Raw genomic sequence first — 17,548 nt, 5'->3', positions numbered from 1 at the left:
CATTGGCTTCCCGTTCCCCCTTGCGGTGAGATTTCCGACGTGACGCTTCACGAGGATGAGATCCCAGTCGACGAGACGCTAGTCCGGTCACTGCTGAAGGAACAGCGCCCAGAGTGGGCTGACCTACCGTTGTCGCCCGCAGGCGCGGGCACGGACAACACCATGTATCGGCTGGGCGGTGACCTGCTCGTGCGACTTCCGCGAACTGCCGACAAGGGACAGTCCGTGCGGAAGGAGCAGGAATGGCTTCCTCGCCTGGCGCCTTTCCTTGCATGTCCGATTCCCGAGGCCGTCCACGCTGGGACGCCCACCAACGCCTTCCCACTGGTCTGGTCGGTCTACCGCTGGATTGACGCTGTCGAGGCCGGCCCGGACACCGTCCAGGACTGGGCCGCCTTCGGAGCCGATCTGGCGGCGGTCGTGAGGGAGCTCCACGGCATCGACCTCATGGGAGCGACTCGCGCAGATGGCCTCAGCTGGTACCGCGGAGGCAGCTTGGGACCATGCGACCAGTGGATCGCTAGGTGTCTCGACGATTGCCGAACCACCGTGGGTTCTGAGCTCGACGTTGACTCTCTAGAACAGTTGTGGCGAGCCGCGCTTACACTGCCCGAGCCCTCCGGACCTCACGTGTGGCTCCACGGCGACCTCAAGCCGACCAACCTCTTGGTCCGGGAAGGCAAGCTCCACGCAGTCATCGACTTCGGAGGACTCTCGGTCGGCTTTCCCGACGCCGAGCACTCCACACTCTGGGACCTGCCTCCACAAGCACGACAGGCCTACTGGGACACATTGAGCCTCGACGATTTGACCTGGGCCCGCGCCCGCGCCTGGGCGATCGCGGTGGGTGTCAGTGGAGTCTCCTATTACTGGCACACTTTCCCCGCCTTCGTCGCCGAGTGCCGAGCGCGACTTCGGACAATCCTCACTGATGCCGCTGCGCGTTGAATGGCCTCCCCGGTCCGAGAGGAAGGGTCATACGGCGCAGGTCCGGCGAAGGGCGACGGAACTCGCGCGAAATGGAGCATTTCACCGACATGTCCTGAGTCCGACTCATCTCACCGAACCTGGACCGCCCTGGTCACAGGGTTCATCAACAGCCCACTTCCGATGAGACAGGACAGCGAGCCCGAGCCCGCGCAATCGAACACGTGGTGACGCTCCGCGACCGCGCCCCGAGATCTGTGCCAGAACCCAAAACTCGTGAACATCACCCGACCGTGGATCTGGGTGCCTCCCAAATCCGTCAACAACTGGTGGCACTACTCGTGAGTAGAGCCACATCGGCGTCATGCGCGCCCAGGCCATGGCCGTGGACCTGCCCGCCCCCACCTGGTCGCGAGCCGAGGACTTCGGTACCACTGTCCCGGAAGCCCGCGCGCTCATGGGACGCCAACGAGCCGCTGCCGCCGCACATGCAGGCCCTCGTCGACGCCGCCAACCACACCGTCTGCGGCGAGGCCGAGGACCCCAAAGGCGTCCCCGTCTACAAGCTGATGGTGGCGGCGCTGATGGCGAGCGTGATGCTCCTCACAGAGATCCCCTTTCTGTCCGCCGGTTAGGTTGGCGGGATGAGCGATCAACTGAATGTAGAAGGAGGCCAGGCGGCCCAGGTCGAGGCGGCGTGGGGCCGCATCGTGGCGTGGCTGAAGCAGCATGCCCCCACCTCGTACGCCTCACTGCTGCCCCCCGCGCCGGAGACAGAGATGGCGAACGCGGACGCGGCGCTGAGGCAGCACCTCGGGTTCGCCCTGCCGTCGGAGCTGGCCGCGCTGTGGCAGCTGTGCGGTGGTGTGGAGCACCAGTACATCGAGGCCAATGAGGAAGAGGGCGAGGTCGCATCGGGGGCGTTCTTGCCTGGCGGGATCCTGCTCGGCCCGGCGGATGCGCTCAGGCCGCGGCTGCCCGACATCAGCCGCAGGGACTGGTGGGGCGCCGCGGTGGTTCCGTGGCTGACCGGCGACCAAACGGGCCCCGAGTCCGGGCACTACGTGGGCGCGGACGGTGTCGGCTACTGGTCGCATCCGGACAACCTGGCCTGCGACAAGCCCGGCTATCCGTCGATCGCCGCCTATCTCGAAACTGTGCACCGCACGCTCACCGAAGGGCCGGCCGATGCCATGGGCCCAGATGTGCCCGGCCTGGTGTGGGGCTGCCTGATCTGGGATGACCCCGAGGCGCCTCTGCTGGACGATGCGCTGGAGCACTGGCGCCCCGTCCACTGACCACGCCCCGCCCGGGGGCCCGCCTGGCTGACGGACCTCGGGGCAGACGTGCAGTGGCTACGGCTTCTTCATCTCGCAGATGAGGTTCACCGCACCGGTGTTGCAGTCCTTGAACCACAGCTGACCGGGATTGACGGCGAACTCGTCGTCGTCGATGACCCGCATCTGCGCCAGGAACTCGTTGCCGTACTTGTTCATCGCGCCCTGGTTGATGAATCCCGACATCGAGGAACGGCCGCACTTCTCGCTGAACGTCGGCGCGTCGTAGCGGGTGTCATCAAGGAGGTGTTCACTGCCGTCATCGGCCTTCGCTGCTACGGTCTGGATGCACTCGCCACCCCCGGCCTTGCCGGCCGGGTTCTTCCCGTCCGCGGAAGCGGGCAGGCCGACGGACTCATACGTCGAGGCGAACGGCACCTCATCACAGTTCACCTTGTCCGGATTCGGCAGGGGGGTCTGCGGACGGAACTCCGGGTGCAGGAACGTCTTCGGATGAGGCACGAATCCCTTGGTCGGAACGTACCCGTCCGCTCGGGTGCCGCCGTAGTAACCGCAGACCCGGCTACGGATCTTCTTCTTCGTCCACGTGGAGTCCACACGGCCGTTGTCCGCGTCGGGACGGTAGTGCAGCGGCTTGTCGATGGTCCCGAGGCCCTTGATCCCGGACTTGCTCTGAACCATCCACAGGTGAGCCGCAGCGGCCGGGTAGCGGGCAGCATCCATCTGGTACTCGGGAACGTACTGCGTCAGCACACATCCCGGCGCGCCGTAGGAGTCGACCTTGCCGCAGCGCACATCGATGCCGGGTGAGCGGCTATCGCCGGCGTCGGTTTCGTCGTCCTTGCCCTCGACCGGCTCGTACTCGCTCTCCGGGTTGTAGATGAACCAGACCGGCAGAGCCCTGGACAAGGCGGCGTCGGAGGGTCCGACGCCGTCCGTGGAACCGTCCCACTTATGCGTGGTGGTACCGGTGGCCAGGTGGGAGTCGGCCGGTGTGCCGTCGCCGCCGCCCTTCCAGCTGAGGTCTCCGTAGAAGTCGAAGTTCCTCACATCCCTGCCGTCAGTGGCACCTTCACAGGCACCGCTGTAGCGCATGGAGTCGATGTGGGCGATCTGGTTGCCGTCGCCGAACAGCACGGACCTGTGGTCTTGGGGACGTCGGGCAGGCTCACGCACAGGTCGGAGGTGGTGCGCGTGCGTCCGCCGGACATGGCGTGCACGATGCGCACCCTCACCGGATGCAGGAGCAGTTCAAGCGTGTCCACCAGGCCGCGATCCCACATCTGGTACTGTTCCCAAAATTGGAAACATAGTGCCGACAGTGAGGAAGTCAGCGATGCAGAACCAGCCGCCCGGGGCTCTCCCGACCACGACGGCCGAGGTGGCACCGCCGCTCGGGGAGTACTGCGAGGTGGAGGGGCGCCGGTTGCTGCTGCACCGCTCGGGCAGCGGGAGCCCGTCGGTGGTATTCCTGCCCGGGGGCGGCACGGTCGGCCTCGACTACTGGAACGTCCAGGAGAAGGCGGCCGAGCTCACCACAAGCGTGGTGTACGACCGGGCCGGAACGGGGTGGAGCGACCGCGTCGAACTGCCGCGCACCTCGGCAGAAGTGACCGACGAACTGCACCACATGCTGCGGAGCGCGGACATTCCCGCTCCGTACCTGCTGGTCGGGCACTCTCTCGGCGGCCTCTACGCCCGCCACTACGCGACGCGGTTCCCGGATGAGACGGCTGGTCTGCTCCTGCTGGATCCCGCACACGAGGACTACAACGCCTATATGCCCCAGCAGTTGGTCGACCAGTGGAAGTCCTGGGACCCGGACCAAGCGCTTCCCGACGAGTTGCCAGACGAAGTCGTCCAGATGTACCGGAGCCTGTTCGCACAGGAGTTGACCGACTGGCCCGAGGATATCCGGGGGCCGCTCACCGAACGCCATGTCAGCCCGGAATGGCTGCGGGTCGGCTTCCAGGAAGCGAAGAACGTTGATCAGCTCTACGACGAGATGCGTCGCGCGGCGCCACTGCCGGACGTGCCGATGATCGTCCTCACCGCCATGGGCATCGATGCCTTCAAGGAGGCGGTTTCGGTGGGCGAGTCGGAGTCGCTGTTGGAGGAGGAGATCCAGGGCAAGGCGCGTCTCTACACGGCGTTGGCTGCATCAGTCCCGCGCGGCGAGAACCGCCTCATCGACGGCGTCGGACACGTCACCATGCACTGGCGACGTCCTGACGCCGTGCTGCAGGCGGTCCAGGACCTGCTCGGCAGGTGACGGCCAACGTCAACAGAACACCAGCCGACAACGGCCAGGCGCCTTTGTCGGCTGGCTTCGGTTCGTTCGACACAGAACCACAGCTCGGACGCTCCCGGGGCGGCCTGACCAGCAAGATCCACCTGGCCTGCGACGCCCTGGGACGTCCGCTCGCCTTCACTGTCACTGGCGGGAACACCAACGACTGCACCCAGTTCACAGCCGTGATGGACGCGATGCGGGTGCCCCGCCTCGGACCGGGACGGCCACGGATTCGGCCCGACCACGTCCTGGGCGACAAGGGCTACAGCTCCAAGGCCATCCGCGCCTGGCTCAGACAGCGAGGTGTCGGGCACACCATCCCGGAACGGACCGACCAGATCCGAAACCGGCTCCGGCGAGGAAGTCGCGGCGGGCGCCCGCCGGCCTTCGACAAGCAGCTCTACAACCAGAACCAGATCGCGGCCCTGCTGGGCCTGAGCCGCCCCAGCGTCACGTCCGGCCTCCGCGAACTGATACTCGCTCGCCTGGTCACCAAGCAGCGCAACGGCGTCTACCGGATCAACGCGATGCTCGCCGGCTACGAGTCGACGGCCGCGGCGCAGCGCGCCATCGATGACATGGACGTCGACGACCGGCTGGACGACCCGGACTTCGTCGCCCGGTACCACCAGGCCGTCGAGGACTACCGCGAACAGCTCGCCCTCGAACGCTGCGAGAAGCTCCGCGTTGCCTGACCCTGGTCGTTGAACGTACGGCGCTGTACCCCCGGTTGCAGCGCCGCTTCCATGCTCAGGACCGAGGCACCACGGACACGAAAAGGTGGCAGCAGAGCCACGGAACTCAGCCGAAGGCCAGGCCGGCCTGACCGTGCAGCTACGCGGCCGAACCCGCGCGCAAGTGATCCCGACTGGGCGACGGGTCGGTGTGCGAGCGCGCGATCAACTCCGCGATCTCGCCGGTGCGGTCGGAGACGGCCAACCCACAGGTGAGCACCCTAGTGGGCACTGTCACGTTGGCGGGCGGCGTGGGAGGATCCTCGAAGTTGATCATGCTGGAGGGGGATCGTCCGTGGTGAGCGCGTTGCCGTCGTATAGGGGCACCGGTACCCGGTCGAGGTCATCTCCCACTGCGTGTGGCTGTACTTCCGCTTTCCGCTCAGCTTCCGTGAGGTGGAGGAGCTGATGCTCCGGCGCGGTGTCACCGTCTCGTACGAGACGGTCCGCCGGTGGTGTGTGAAGTTCGGGCAGGCCTACGCCGACGGACTGCGCCGCCGACGGCCCCGGCCCGGGGACAAATGGCATCTGGATGAGGCCTTCATCAAGATCAACGGCGAGCGGAAGTACCTGCGGCGGGCCGTCGACCAGGACGGCAACGTGCTCGACATCCTCGTCCAGAGGAAGCGGGACAAGGCCGCGGCCAGGCGCTTCTTCCGCAGGCTGATGAAGAAGACCGGTGCGGTTCCGCGGGTGGTCGTCACGGACAGGCTTCGCTCCTACGGTGCCGCTCACCGCGAGGTAATGCCCTCCATCGAGCACCGCTCCCACAAGGGCCTGAACAACCGGGCCGAGAACAGTCACCAGCCCACCAGACAGCGTGAACGCGCGATGAAAGGCTTCCGCTCCGCCGGCGGAGCACAACGCTTCCTGTCCGCGTTCAGCGGCATCTCACCCCACTTCCGACCCCGCCGCCACCTCATGGCCGCACCCGACCACCGCGCCGAAATGACCGTCCGCTTCACCATCTGGGAGCAGATCACCGGCGCCACCGGCCTGCCCACCCCACCCTGAGCACACAGCCGGAACCCGACCGCACCACACCCTGTCACGCCGTCAGACACCCACCCAACAACGTGACAGTGCCGACCGACCGGATCACATTCTTCTTACGCCACACAGCCGTGAAGTCCACGCGGTACAGGGCTGCTGAACGTCCTCGATGCCGCCGCGGCCGCCGCCATCCACATCTGGAAGAAGCAGGCAGGGCCGGCTGACTTATCGTGAGGATGGGGGCCGGCCGTGTACCGGCCACAGGCCTACGCCCGGCCGGGAGTGAACTGCCCGCGGTGATGGTGATCAGATCACGGTCACCGGGTGCCGCACCACTGCGTCGAAGAGAAAGCCCTGCGTGTTGGCCACGGCGGTGTCCGGCTGGGCGTGACCGGCCGTGTCGGTGGCGCGGGCCAGGAGGCGAGTGTCGCCGACTGTGTCGGGCTTCCAGTTCAGGGACCAGCGGGTCCAGGTGCCAGCACGGGGCCGGTCGTGGAGGCGGGCGGGCCGCCAGCTCGCCCCGCCGTCCGTGCTGACATCGACCCGCGCGATGGCCCCCGCACCCGACCACGACCGGCCGTGCAGCACCTGCCCCTTCCCCACCGTGAACCTCGCCCCGCTCGCAAGCTCGAAGGCACTCCTGACCACCTGCCGACTCAGCGGCGCGCTGCCCTCCTCCGGGTATGCGGGGCCGAACAGACGGTAGAAGATGGTGTTCCAGGGCGAGTAGAGCGGCTGCGTGGACACCTCGATGTCGCCGACCCACTTGATCGACGCGATCCCCACCCACCACGGCACCAGCACCCGCACCGGATACCCGTGATCGTACGGAAGCGGTTCGCCGTTCATCTCGTACGCCAGCAGCACATCGTCCAGCGCCTTGGCCAGCGGCAGCGGACGGCGTACCCGCCCGAGGTTCTCGCCGCCGCTGAAGAACTCGGCGTCCAGACCGCGGGGCTGCACATCCATGGCGTACGAGGACAGCCCGGCCTTGCGCAGGACATCGGCCAGGCGTACCCCGCGCCAGCGCGCGACGCCGATCGCCCCCAGCGTCCACGGGGTGCCTGTGACCTTCTCGCCCTGCTGCGTCGTGAAGTAGCTGCGGCCGTTTCCGGCGCACTCGACGAACGCTGTACGGGTCACGGCGGGCAGGGCGCGCAGATCGTCGTACCCGAACTCCACCGGCCTGTCCTCACGGGGCGCGCCACGCAGCCCGCTGCCCCACAGCCTCAGCCGCCAGTCGGCGGCTTCCAGGACAGGGGTGGCGGTGTGGTTGCGCACGAAGAACAGTTCGTTGGGGGTGTGGTGGCCGGTTCCGCGTAACGCCTCCCAGCGGGTCTCGGCATTGGTGCCGCGCCGGATGAACCACTCAGGCGGCAGCGGCTTGACAATCGTGGGATCGGTGGCATGGGCAAGGTACGGCGGGGGGAGCGCGGCCCCGGCGGCGGTCGCGGCGAGCAGGGTCAGCAGCCGGCGGCGGGTGACCCCGTCCGCCCTTGCCTCCCCGGAGAGCCACTGGCTCAGCCTGCGGCGGTCGTACGCGGATTCGTCGTGGCGGCTGGCGGAGACGGGTGAAGGCATGACATTTCCTCGTCGTTGAGACAGCAGACAGACATGGGAGAGGACAGTGCGAGCCGGCGCACTGGGCGGCGCGCCGGGAAGGCGGCCGAGGTCCACAGTGCGGGGGCGCGGCGGCGCGCCAGAGGCTCCAGTGGCGTCATGGCGGGATGCAAGCACGCGGCGCGAGAAGGCGTCAACGGGGCGATCTGGCCCTGTACTTCGCGGGTAGCTCGTTCAGGTCTCTGGCCAGCGGGGATGTGTTGGCTCCAGGCCGAGGAGGTCGAGGAGATGGAGCTGGACGCCGCGGCTGATGACGATGGCGGGCGGGTCGGTGACATGACCGATCCGCAATCGTAGGCCGGAGAGGTGGTAGAGGATCAGGGGCGCTCAGCCACAATGCTCCAGCCCCGTCTCGGGCTTGCAGATCTATAGCACGGCCCGATGTCCGGCTCCGCCAGGGCGATCCCCGCCTCGTCGCGGTTGATGTACCCGAGCTCGCTCTTGTACATGCTGCACCCGCCACGGTGCAGCATCGCGGTGCCCCAGACCATTTCGGCTGGATCTTCCAGGACTGCTCTGCCCTAGCCCGCTGCCGGGTCGTCGAACTGGAGCAGCAGACCCTCGACCTTCGTGCCGAACTTGCCGCCGCACGCGCCGCGAACCGGGAGCTGATGGCGCAGCTGAACCGCTGAGTATCTATTTGACATTCCTCGTCGAACGGTCTGATCGTCCGGATGCTGGGGTCGGTTCGGTCACCGCCCAGTTCCTGCCTTTCGGTCTGCCCGCCGATAGCCAGAGACCCGACCTGATGCTGCTCTAATACTCCAGCAGGCACTGTCACGCCGTCAGACACCCACCCGACAACGTGACAGTGCCCCTTGAGGAGACCGCCTCAACCCTCGCCTGGTGGCCGGCGGTCGCCCTCACCGACGGCCCCAACAGCCTGATTCCTGTCTCGGCACTGCGCACGACGCTGATCAAGGCCGTCATCGGCGGCCTCGCCGAGGACGTCGAGAACGCCCGGAAATGGGGGAGGCCGAGGTTTCTCTCGGAGACATCAGGACCGATGTGGTGAAGCTCCTCGACTGGTACATCCAGCGGAAACCGAACCGCACCCCGAGGCTCTTCGGCGAGATCTGCCTGGCCGCCCGCATGCGCCTCAACCTTTTTCCCGAGAAGGTCGGCCGTCTCCTGCGACGATCGGCTGCGCCCTTGACCGAGGGGGGTCGGTACGCGGGACGGTCGGTGCGCAATTGAACGCAACTGGCTCGCCCGGGAGGCGATCACGGCGTTACTTTTCTTCGGCACGGACCCGAACTCGGGTGGAGGGAACTGCCCCGCAGTGTGGGTGGACACCGACACCGCTGAGGGGCCGGAACTGGTCCTGCAGGGCAAGACGGCCGACGCGGCGACGCGGTCCGCCTGTGGCCAGGACAGTCCGCCGGCGGACGACGAGGCGGTCATCCGTATCCCGGCCCGGATGGTGTCGCAGATCAGGAAGGCGTGTGATGCCGCAGAAGCCGCCGGCACCCAGCTTTGAGGGCCTGCTCGACTCCGCCCGGCAGCACACCCTGCACCTGGAACTGCGGGACGTCTACGCCGTGGGGGAGGAGCGGGAGGTCTTTGAGGCGTTCCTGCGGGACGGGAGCGTGCCTGCGGACGACTCGGAGTTCTGGGGCGGGTGGCTGCCGTTGGTGGAGCAGACCGTTGCCCGCGGGGTGAGGGTCCTGCGCGCCCGGGTCGTCTCCGAGCCCGTCACCGAGTACATCCGCTTCGAGCACGCCATCACCGACGCCAACCTCCGCGCCGGCGAGGAGGTCCGCTGGCTGCCCCGCCGCCGTGCCTCCACGCTCGCGCTGCCCGGCAACGACTTCTGGCTCATCGACGACCGGATCGTGCGCTTCAACGTCTTCTCCGGTGACGGCCAGGCCCTTGAGCCTGAGCACACCGAAGATCCCAGCGCGGTCAAGCTGTGTGCCGAGGCGTTCCGCTCGGTGTGGGACCTGGCCGTTCCGCACGCCGATTACCGCATCTGACCGACGCATACCCAAGGGCCGCCACGTCATGACGACCGCCTCTCCATCGTCCAGCGCCCAGGGGGCCCGTGAAGCGCTCGCCGTGCGGTTGCAGCACCTGCGCAAGGACGCCGGCCTCACCGGGAAGGAACTCTCCGCCCGGTGCGGCTGGCACCCCGCGAAGACCACCCGCATCCAGAAGGGCGACGCCCCGCCCTCGGACACGGACATCCGCACCTGGTGCGCGGCGTGCGGCGCCGGCGACCAGGCCGACGACCTCATCGCCACCGCCCGCGCCGTCGACTCCATGTACCTGGAGTGGCGCCGCCTGCACCGCACCGGCATGCGCAAGGTCCAACAGGACTGGTACACCCTCCACCAGCAGACCCGTCACTGCCGCGTCTACCTCTCCAACGTGCCCCCCGGCTTCCTCCAGACACCGGCGTTCGCGACCGCCCTCATGAACCAGATCACCACCTTCCAGGGCACCCCCGACGACGTCGCCGAAGCCGTCGCTGCCCGCGTCGCCCGCTCCCGCTTCCTCTACAAGGGCGGCCACCGCTACGTCGTCCTCATGGAGGAATCCGTCCTGCGCTACCAAACGGCCGACCCCGAGACGATGCGAGGCCAGCTGTGCCACCTCCTGGCCGTGATGCCGCTCGAGTCCGTCTCGCTGGGGATCATCCCGTTCACCGCACGGCGCACCGTGTGGCCGCTGGAAGCGTTCTACGTCCACGACGACACCATGGCCGTGGTGGAGACGCTGACGGCGGAGATCAAGGTGACCCAGCCGCGCGAGCTCGCCGACTACGCGAAGGCGTTTGCCGGACTCGCGGAGATGGCCGTGTACGGCGACGCGGCACGCGCGCTCATCCAGGCCGCGATTGACGCCCTGGAATGAACCTCCGCAATTACCCGCAACTTTGTTGAGAGCACGGCGGGCAGCTGCGTAGCGTCGAAGGAACCGACGGACCACCAGCCGGAGAGGCGGGGCCGCATGCGCACACACCGACAGCATTGCCCCGGCCCCGGAGGGCCGCGGCCTCCAGCCGCCCGCCTACGGCGTCCCCTCCCCGGCCCTGCGCGCCCGCGCGGACCGGGGCCTCGCCCGGTTCCTCGCCCAGCAGACCGAGGACCACGACGACGGAGCCGACGGCGGCGAGGACACCCAGCGGTGACCGCCGGCCACCCACGCGAGACCGCCCCGGCAGCGAGGCCCGCCATGCACACCAGCACCCACACGGTTCTGTACGACCCCGACGGACTGATCGAAGCGGAGCTCCCGCTCGACCGCGAACCGTACGAGAGCCTCGTCAAAGCCGTCCTCGCCTGGACCGACAAGGACGCACTGGCAGAACGCGACTACGAGCAGATCGCCCTCCAGCTCACCGGCCACGCCCGCGCCATCGCCTCCGACCTCCGCCGCCGCGCCGGCCAGCTGCCCAAGAGCAGCGGGCCCCGGGCACTCGCCGACGTCGTCCTGGCCGAGGCGGAAGGCCGGCTGTCCGCGAAACTGGAGGGCACCGTGCGCTGCGTCCAGAACCGCGCCCGCCTCGTTCGCGCCCTCTACGAACGCCTGGACCGCCTGGAGACCGCGCCTGCCCCGGAGAGGGTTGCACCGAGCGGCGGCTGCACCGTTGGCCGGACAGTTGCCTCCAGCGGGGTACCGCAGGTGTGACCGAAGGTGTGGGCCTCTCGAATCGGACACCGCCCGTTCTCGCAGGTCAACCCTGGTGGGCAAGCCAGTCCCGGACGACGACACCTCTTTGCCACGCGATAGCCGAGGGGAAGAGGTCTGCTTCGAGTCCGGTGGGGATAGGAGGGCGACCCTGGCCCCGGCGGGTGCCTCAGCACATGGTGAGCTGCTCGTGCTCGTGCTCGGGCAGGTCGAGGTGGACGATCCGGCTCTGGGAAGGACGTCGGCGAGCTCGCGCGCCTCCTGGGCGCTGCGGGCCAGGACCAGCTCCTCCGCGAGCTTGGAACAGGCAGCGGCCAGGCCGGGGCAGGGCCGCACGATCCCGTACAGCGACCGCCGCTTGTCGGCCACGTGGACCGGGACGCCGCGGGCGTACTGCGACCACATCATCGGCTTCTCCGGGATCTCCACCCGCAGGTTCGACGTCCGCCAGGCGTACTCGGCGACGGCGGCGAACAGCTCGGTCTGCTGCTGCGGCGACAGCCGGCCCCACCACGCCCGCGCGGTCTCCAGGTCCTGGCGCTCTCTCCGCATGCTCGGCCTGCTCACGGGCGAGACGTGCCTCACGCTCCACCCTCTCTTGCTCCCGGCGCGCGTCCTCCTCCGCCCACCGCCGCCGCATCTGTTCCATGTAGACGCGCTGCTCCTCCTCCCGCTGCAGCCGCCGGCGTTCGTCCTCCTCGGCCTTCCGCACCCGCTCCTGCTCCTCCAGCTCCTTGTGGCGCCGTTCCGCGGCCTCCTCCTGCTCTTGCTGGCGGGCCTCCCGCTCCGCTCGCGCGGCTTCCTGCTGCTGCGCATCGCCTCGTGCTTGTCCTGATCGGCGATCGACCGCTTTGAGGTCCACCACTGATCCCGTTTGAACTGACGCTGCTCACCATCGACAACCCGGTACACCCGCCGGTACCGGCGCAGCACCTCGGCGTGACCCAGGCGGCCGGCAGCGGCGGCTCGCGACGGCCCCGCAGGCCGCGGCCGGGTGCCGGTCCCCGTCCGCGCCTGCGCGGGGACGCTCCGCCCGGCGACGCCGTGTGACCCGCCTAGGGGATGGCCTCCGTTTGACAGAGCTCAGGGCGACATAGTTACTTAAAGTGTCTGATTCATTACGTTACGTGATCGATGGTGATCGTGCCGTCCCCCTACGAATCTGCCGCCGCCCTCCACCCCACGCGAGGAGCCCCACCGTGACCACGACCCCCACCCGTCCCACCGCCGTCCCGTCCATCGAGCAGCTGCCCCAGCCGGAGCTGCGCGGGTCCACCGACATCCAGGGCAACATCCTGGCCGCGTTCAACAAGGACTTCATGGACTTCCGCTACCTGCGCTTCCCGGACGCCGCCAAGGGCCGCGGCTGGCTCTCCGCGATCCTCAACACCGTCGCGGACGGCACCTTCGGCACGGTCGACATGAAGCGCTTCGTCCGCACCGCGGGCGCGCTCTACGCCTTCACCCCCTCGATCAGCACGCTGCGGCTGCTCGCCGAGGGCGAGGACCTTCCCAACAAGTCAATCGGCTCCTGAGCGGCGAGGAGAAGCCATGAACGAGAGACCCACCGTCGAGGGCGCGGCCAACGACCGCGCCCGCCAGCAGACCTGCTGGCAGCTGGCCCGCGAGCTGCTGCTGGTCGGTCGGGACGACAAGGACCTGAAGCTGCGCTACCTCGACATCCTGATCAAGGAGGGCATCCCGGAGACCGACGAGCCCAAGGACGTGCTGATCGTCGGCGCCGGGATCGCCGGTCTGGTTGCCGGGAAGCTGCTCAAGGACGCCGGGCACAACGTCACCATCCTGGAGGCCAACGCCAACCGGGTCGGCGGGCGGATCAAGACCTTCCGCTCCACCGATGACGAGCAGGACGGCCCATTCTACGACCCGGTGCAGTACGGGGAGGCCGGAGCGATGCGGCTGCCCAGCTTCCACCCGCTCACCCTGGCCCTGGTCGACAGACTCGGCCTGAAACGGCAGCTGTTCTGCAACGTCGACGTCGATCCCGACACCGGCAACCAGAACACGCCCGTCCCGCCGGTGGTCTACGAGTCCTTCGAGGACGGCAAGGTCTGGAAGTACGGCGAGGACAGCCCGGACTTCCGCGAGCCGGTCAAGCGCTTCAACAGCTGGATCCGCACCAACCGGATCCAGGCCCGCCGCAGCGAGTACGCCGCCGACCCGAGCAGCGTCAACGAGGGCTTCCACCTCACCGGCGACGAGGTGCGGATCACAGCCGGCGAGATGGTCAACCAGGCGCTGGAGCCGGTCCGCGACTACTACTCGTACACCGAGAACGGCAAGCGGGTGCGCAAGCCGTTCGCCGAGTGGCTGGACGGCTGGGCCCGGGTGATCCGCGACTTCGACGGCTACTCGATGGGCCGCTTCCTGCGCGAGTACGCGAGTTTCAGTGACGAGGCCATCGAGGCGATCGGCACGATCGAGAACATGACCTCGCGGCTGCACCTGTCCTTCTTCCACACCTTCCTGGGCCGCAGCGACATCAACCCGGACGCCACCTATTGGGAGATCGAGGGCGGCAGCTGGCAGCTGCCCTACGCCCTCGCCGATGAGCTCCAGGACGAACTCGAAATGGGCGAGCGGATGATCCGGATGGAGTACTGGGATCCGCGCCGCGACGGCGGGGCAGGCCAAGACGTCGGGCCGAACGGGCCCCAGGTCGCCGTCCACACCGTGCCCGAGGGCGACCCAGAGGCCGAACCCACGGTCTGGAAGGGTGACTTCGCGATCGTCACCGTCCCGTTCTCCGCGCTGCGGTTCGTCCAGGTCTCGCCCCCGTACTCGTACAAGAAGCGCCGGGCGATCATCGAGACACACTACGACCAGGCCACCAAGGTGCTGCTGGAGTTTTCCCGCCGGTGGTGGGAGTTCACCGAGGCGGACTGGAAGGACGAGCTCGACTCCATCGAGCCCGGCCTGTACGAGTACTACCAGCGGGCTGGCGAGGAGGACGCCGAGGCGGCCGCGCTGGCCGCGCACAACGGGCACCGGCCACCGCCCAATCTACCGAGGGTGCTGCTCGGCGCCCACCGGAGCGTGGACTCCAGCCGGATCAGCCAGGAGCAGTTGGAGGTCTTCCGGCACACCCCGCTGCGCCGGGCGAGCGTGCGCCCCGCCACCAACTGCTTCGGCGGCGGTTCGACCACCGACAACCCGAACCGCTTCATGTACTACCCCTCGCACCCGGTGCCCGACAGCGACGGCGGCGGCGTGGTGCTGGCCAGCTACAGCTGGTCGGATGACGCGGTGCGCTGGGACTCGATGGCCGACGCCGAGCGGTACGTGTACGCGTTGCGCAACCTCCAGTCGGTGCACGGCCGGAGGATCGAGGTGTTCTACACCGGCTATGGCCAGACCCAGAGCTGGCTGCGCGACCCGTACGCCTTCGGCGAGGCGGCGGTGTACACCCCGCACCAGATGACCAGCTTCCACCTCGACGTGGTCAAGCCGGAGGGCCCGGTGCACTTCGCCGGCGAGCACGTCTCGCTCAAGCACGCCTGGATCGAGGGCGCGGTGGAGACCGCCGTCCGCGCGGCGATCGCCGTGCACGAGGCACCCACACCACCACCCCGCGCCAAACCGGAGATCTTTCCAGAGGTGCGGGCCGGACGCGCACGCAGAGCGGAGGTGCTGAGCGGATGAGCGGCAACGGCGAATGGACGGTGGGCCGTTACCTGGCCACGAGACTTGAGCAGTTGGGCATCCGGCACCTGTTCGGGGTGCCGGGCGACCACCTCGGCCCGTTCCTGACGATCATGCACGCCACCACCGGGGTGCGCTGGGTCGGCACCCCGACCGAGATCGGTGGCGGCTACGCCGCCGACGCCTACGCCCGGGTGCGGGCCGCCGACGCCGACCTCGCCAAGGGCGAGCAGGGCGTCGCCGCAGTCGCGGTCACCTACGGCGTGGGCGCGTTCAGCCTGCTCAACCCGATCGGCGGCGCCTACGTCGAGTACGTGCCGGTGATCGCGATCAACGCGGCGCCGTCGTACGAGCAGTGGCTCAACTACCAGGCGGTCGGTCTGCTCACCTCGCACATGAGCCAGCGCCGGGAGAGCAATCTGGAGGTCTACCGGCAGGTCACGGTGGACGCGCAGGTGATCTCCAACCCCGGGCTCGCGCCCTCGCAGATCGACAGCGCGATCATCGCCGGCCTGACCGAGCGCAGGCCGGTCTACCTGGAGGTGATGGACGACCTTTGGAATGCCCCGTGCGCCGAGCCGCAGGGCGAACTCCGTGGTCAGGAAAGGCCGTTCACCAAGAAGAACGAGGAAATGCTCGCCAAGGCGGTGGAGGCCTCGGTGAAGCTGGTCGAACGGCTCGGCACGCCGGTGCTGTGGGCGGGCGAGGAGATCGAGCGCAACCGGCTGGAGCGGGAGCTGGTCTCGCTGGTGCAGCTGACCGGCATCCCGTTCTGCACCACCGTCGGCGCGAAGTCCGTGGTCTCCGAGAACACCCCGGGCTTCACAGGCGTCTACAACGGCAAGGCGAGCCTGCCGGAGGTGCGCAAGGCCTTCAAGGCCGCCGGGTGCCGGATCGGCCTGGGCACCTGGTCGACGTCGAAGAACCTCGGCGGCGAGAAGTCGATCGGCGACGACTGGATCGTGGCCGCCCACGAGGGCGTCAGCGTCGGCGCGCAGTACTTCCCGGACGTCCAGCTGGCGCGGTTCGTCCCGGCACTGCGGGACGCGCTGGGTGTCGCTTTCGGCAAGCGGGCGTTCGAAACCGACCTCTTCGCGCTGGCACACGCCAAGGACCGGCAGGTCCCGGCAAGCACGATCGCCTTCCTGACCGGCCTGAGCAGCACGGACTACCCCGAGGAGCTCACGTACGACGGGTTCTTCCAGCACATGAACGCCTTCCTGCTGAGCCAAGCGCAGGGCGACGGCCCGGAGGCCACCTCGCCGTTCACGGTGGTCTCGGACGCAGCGTTCGCACTGCTGGGCTCGATGAATCTACAGATGGCGGAGCGGGCGAGCTTCGTGGCGCAGAACAGCTGGCTGTCCATCGGCTACTCGGTCGGCGCGGCCACCGGGGTGGCGCTGGCCCGCCAGCAGCCGCTCAAGCGGCCGCTGGTGTTCGTCGGGGACGGATCGTTCCAGGAGACCTGCCAGGAGCTGTCCACGCACGTGCGCCACCACCTGCGGCCGGTGGTCTTCGTCCTGGACAACGAGGGCTTCTACGGTATCGAGCAGATGCTGGTCAGCCCCTGCTACTACAAGGAGAAGCCGTCCGACGGGGCCGACTTCTACAACGTGCTGCACCCGTGGCAGTACGAGAAGCTGGCAGAGGTCTTCGGCTCGGAGAAGGACCGGATGCACGGGCGGGAGCTCACCACCCACACCGAGCTGGAGTCACTGCTGCTCGACATCGCCGATCCGGGCAGTGACATCAACCACGCCCCGATCCTGGTCCGGGTCCGGCTCAACCGGCACGACTACCCGCGGGCACTCCAGTACAAGATCGACGAAAAGTGCAAATAGCCGCCGTACGGCGCACCGGCCCCGGTCCAAGGATCGGGGCCGGTGCGCGCTGCGTCCGTGCTCAGCGACGATGCGGTCGTAGGCGTCGAGGCCGATCTGCTTGAGACGGGCGAAGACGCCCAGGCCTATCCACTCATCCCGACGGTTGCGGATGGTCGTCGCCGAGCAGGTGGCGTCCGCAATCGCCTCGTATGAGCAGCCGAACCGCAGGACCTGCAACAGCTTGTCGAAGACAGTGCGGTCACTGATGCGCCGCCGGTGGCAGCCCAGCGGGTGGCCTTGATCGAACTCGGGCCGTTGGGACAGCAGAGCGGCGAACTGGTCCCGTAGCGGCTCGGTCAGCCATGCTGGCAGTACAGGCACAGGTCCCTCGGTGATCACAGAGCGTGGCAACTCCATGATCACGGAACCTGTGTCTGTCCCACCTACCCCCGACACCTATCTGCGTGACCTCTAAGCCTCGATCCACCGAGTGACTCGCGTCCTGTGGATGAGGAAACGAGAAGAGGTGCCTGCTGACCTGCGATGATGGGAGTTCTGACGCTT

18 protein-coding genes and 2 pseudogenes are annotated in these 17,548 nt (G+C 68.1%); 16 read left to right on the top strand and 4 right to left on the bottom strand.

Translation table 11 applies throughout. From position 1 onward, the window contains the following. Positions 1–39 precede the first annotated feature (39 nt). The 3 genes from ACZ7IB_RS40740 (at position 40) to ACZ7IB_RS40730 (ending at position 2,225) form a co-directional block, all read left to right on the top strand. Entirely contained in the window at positions 40–948 is a 909-nt protein-coding gene (locus ACZ7IB_RS40740; protein ID WP_470919738.1) for an aminoglycoside phosphotransferase family protein, read from the top strand. Between the two features lie 467 nt (positions 949–1,415). Further along, entirely contained in the window at positions 1,416–1,562 is a 147-nt protein-coding gene (locus ACZ7IB_RS40735; RefSeq protein WP_470919737.1) for a hypothetical protein, read from the top strand. Between the two features lie 9 nt (positions 1,563–1,571). Beyond that, positions 1,572–2,225 carry an SMI1/KNR4 family protein gene (locus ACZ7IB_RS40730; protein WP_470919736.1) on the top strand — a complete coding sequence of 218 codons (654 nt, stop codon included), beginning with the start codon at positions 1,572–1,574 and terminating at the stop codon, positions 2,223–2,225. A 57-nt stretch (positions 2,226–2,282) separates the two neighbouring features. Here ACZ7IB_RS40730 and ACZ7IB_RS40725 read toward each other — a convergent pair whose 3' ends face one another. Further along, a complete protein-coding gene (locus ACZ7IB_RS40725) occupies positions 2,283–3,362 on the bottom strand; it encodes a hypothetical protein (protein WP_470919734.1) in 1,080 nt (359 codons plus the stop codon). 199 nt (positions 3,363–3,561) lie between these two features. Here ACZ7IB_RS40725 and ACZ7IB_RS40720 point away from each other — a divergent pair, with 199 nt between their 5' ends. From ACZ7IB_RS40720 to ACZ7IB_RS40710, 3 genes and pseudogenes are all read left to right on the top strand, one after another. Continuing rightward, on the top strand, positions 3,562–4,497 hold the full coding sequence (locus tag ACZ7IB_RS40720) for an alpha/beta fold hydrolase (protein ID WP_470919733.1): 936 nt from the start codon (positions 3,562–3,564) through the stop codon (positions 4,495–4,497). Between the two features lie 83 nt (positions 4,498–4,580). Then, positions 4,581–4,937 (top strand): annotated as a pseudogene (locus ACZ7IB_RS40715) (transposase); the annotation flags it as partial. A 660-nt stretch (positions 4,938–5,597) separates the two neighbouring features. Next, entirely contained in the window at positions 5,598–6,266 is a 669-nt protein-coding gene (locus ACZ7IB_RS40710) for an IS6 family transposase (protein WP_470919785.1), read from the top strand. A gap of 285 nt (positions 6,267–6,551) precedes the next feature. Here the strand turns inward: ACZ7IB_RS40710 and ACZ7IB_RS40705 are convergent, their stop codons facing one another. Continuing rightward, positions 6,552–7,826, bottom strand: coding sequence for a sulfite oxidase (locus ACZ7IB_RS40705; RefSeq protein WP_470919732.1), 1,275 nt, complete (start codon positions 7,824–7,826; stop codon positions 6,552–6,554). Positions 7,827–8,182: 356 nt separating this feature from the next. Next, on the bottom strand, positions 8,183–8,314 hold the full coding sequence (locus ACZ7IB_RS40700; protein WP_470919730.1) for a hypothetical protein: 132 nt from the start codon (positions 8,312–8,314) through the stop codon (positions 8,183–8,185). Between the two features lie 15 nt (positions 8,315–8,329). Between ACZ7IB_RS40700 and ACZ7IB_RS40695 the strand changes: the two genes are divergently transcribed. From ACZ7IB_RS40695 to ACZ7IB_RS40650, 10 genes are all read left to right on the top strand, one after another. After that, a complete protein-coding gene (locus ACZ7IB_RS40695; protein ID WP_470919729.1) occupies positions 8,330–8,497 on the top strand; it encodes a hypothetical protein in 168 nt (55 codons plus the stop codon). Between the two features lie 173 nt (positions 8,498–8,670). Continuing rightward, entirely contained in the window at positions 8,671–8,880 is a 210-nt protein-coding gene (locus ACZ7IB_RS40690) for a hypothetical protein (RefSeq protein ID WP_470919728.1), read from the top strand. Positions 8,881–9,147: 267 nt separating this feature from the next. Further along, a complete protein-coding gene (locus ACZ7IB_RS40685; RefSeq protein WP_470919727.1) occupies positions 9,148–9,345 on the top strand; it encodes a hypothetical protein in 198 nt (65 codons plus the stop codon). After that, positions 9,314–9,841, top strand: coding sequence for a DUF6879 family protein (locus ACZ7IB_RS40680; RefSeq protein WP_470919725.1), 528 nt, complete (start codon positions 9,314–9,316; stop codon positions 9,839–9,841). The genes ACZ7IB_RS40685 and ACZ7IB_RS40680 overlap by 32 nt, the downstream gene beginning before the upstream one ends. 28 nt (positions 9,842–9,869) lie before the next feature. Further along, positions 9,870–10,721: a helix-turn-helix domain-containing protein gene (locus tag ACZ7IB_RS40675; protein ID WP_470919724.1), complete on the top strand. Its 852-nt coding sequence runs from the start codon at positions 9,870–9,872 to the stop codon at positions 10,719–10,721. A gap of 321 nt (positions 10,722–11,042) precedes the next feature. Next, positions 11,043–11,498 (top strand): DUF6415 family natural product biosynthesis protein, encoded by a 456-nt coding sequence (locus ACZ7IB_RS40670; RefSeq protein ID WP_470919722.1) that lies wholly within the window; start codon positions 11,043–11,045, stop codon positions 11,496–11,498. A gap of 190 nt (positions 11,499–11,688) precedes the next feature. Further along, positions 11,689–12,333 carry a hypothetical protein gene (locus tag ACZ7IB_RS40665; protein ID WP_470919721.1) on the top strand — a complete coding sequence of 215 codons (645 nt, stop codon included), beginning with the start codon at positions 11,689–11,691 and terminating at the stop codon, positions 12,331–12,333. Positions 12,334–12,697: 364 nt separating this feature from the next. After that, a complete protein-coding gene (locus tag ACZ7IB_RS40660) occupies positions 12,698–13,033 on the top strand; it encodes a hypothetical protein (protein ID WP_470919720.1) in 336 nt (111 codons plus the stop codon). A gap of 16 nt (positions 13,034–13,049) precedes the next feature. Beyond that, positions 13,050–15,161 carry a flavin monoamine oxidase family protein gene (locus ACZ7IB_RS40655; protein ID WP_470919719.1) on the top strand — a complete coding sequence of 704 codons (2,112 nt, stop codon included), beginning with the start codon at positions 13,050–13,052 and terminating at the stop codon, positions 15,159–15,161. Continuing rightward, positions 15,158–17,002, top strand: a complete 1,845-nt coding sequence (locus ACZ7IB_RS40650) for an alpha-keto acid decarboxylase family protein (RefSeq protein ID WP_470919718.1) — start codon at positions 15,158–15,160, stop codon at positions 17,000–17,002. Before ACZ7IB_RS40655 ends, ACZ7IB_RS40650 begins: the two co-directional genes overlap by 4 nt. 66 nt (positions 17,003–17,068) lie before the next feature. Here ACZ7IB_RS40650 and ACZ7IB_RS40645 read toward each other — a convergent pair. Next, positions 17,069–17,365 (bottom strand): annotated as a pseudogene (locus ACZ7IB_RS40645) (transposase); the annotation flags it as partial. Between the last annotated feature and the right edge of the window lie 183 nt (positions 17,366–17,548).

Source organism: Streptomyces sp. NPDC037301 (assembly GCF_055602785.1).
The sequence above is the reverse complement of the archived record's forward strand: the minus strand, read 5'-3'. Positions and strand labels throughout refer to the sequence as shown.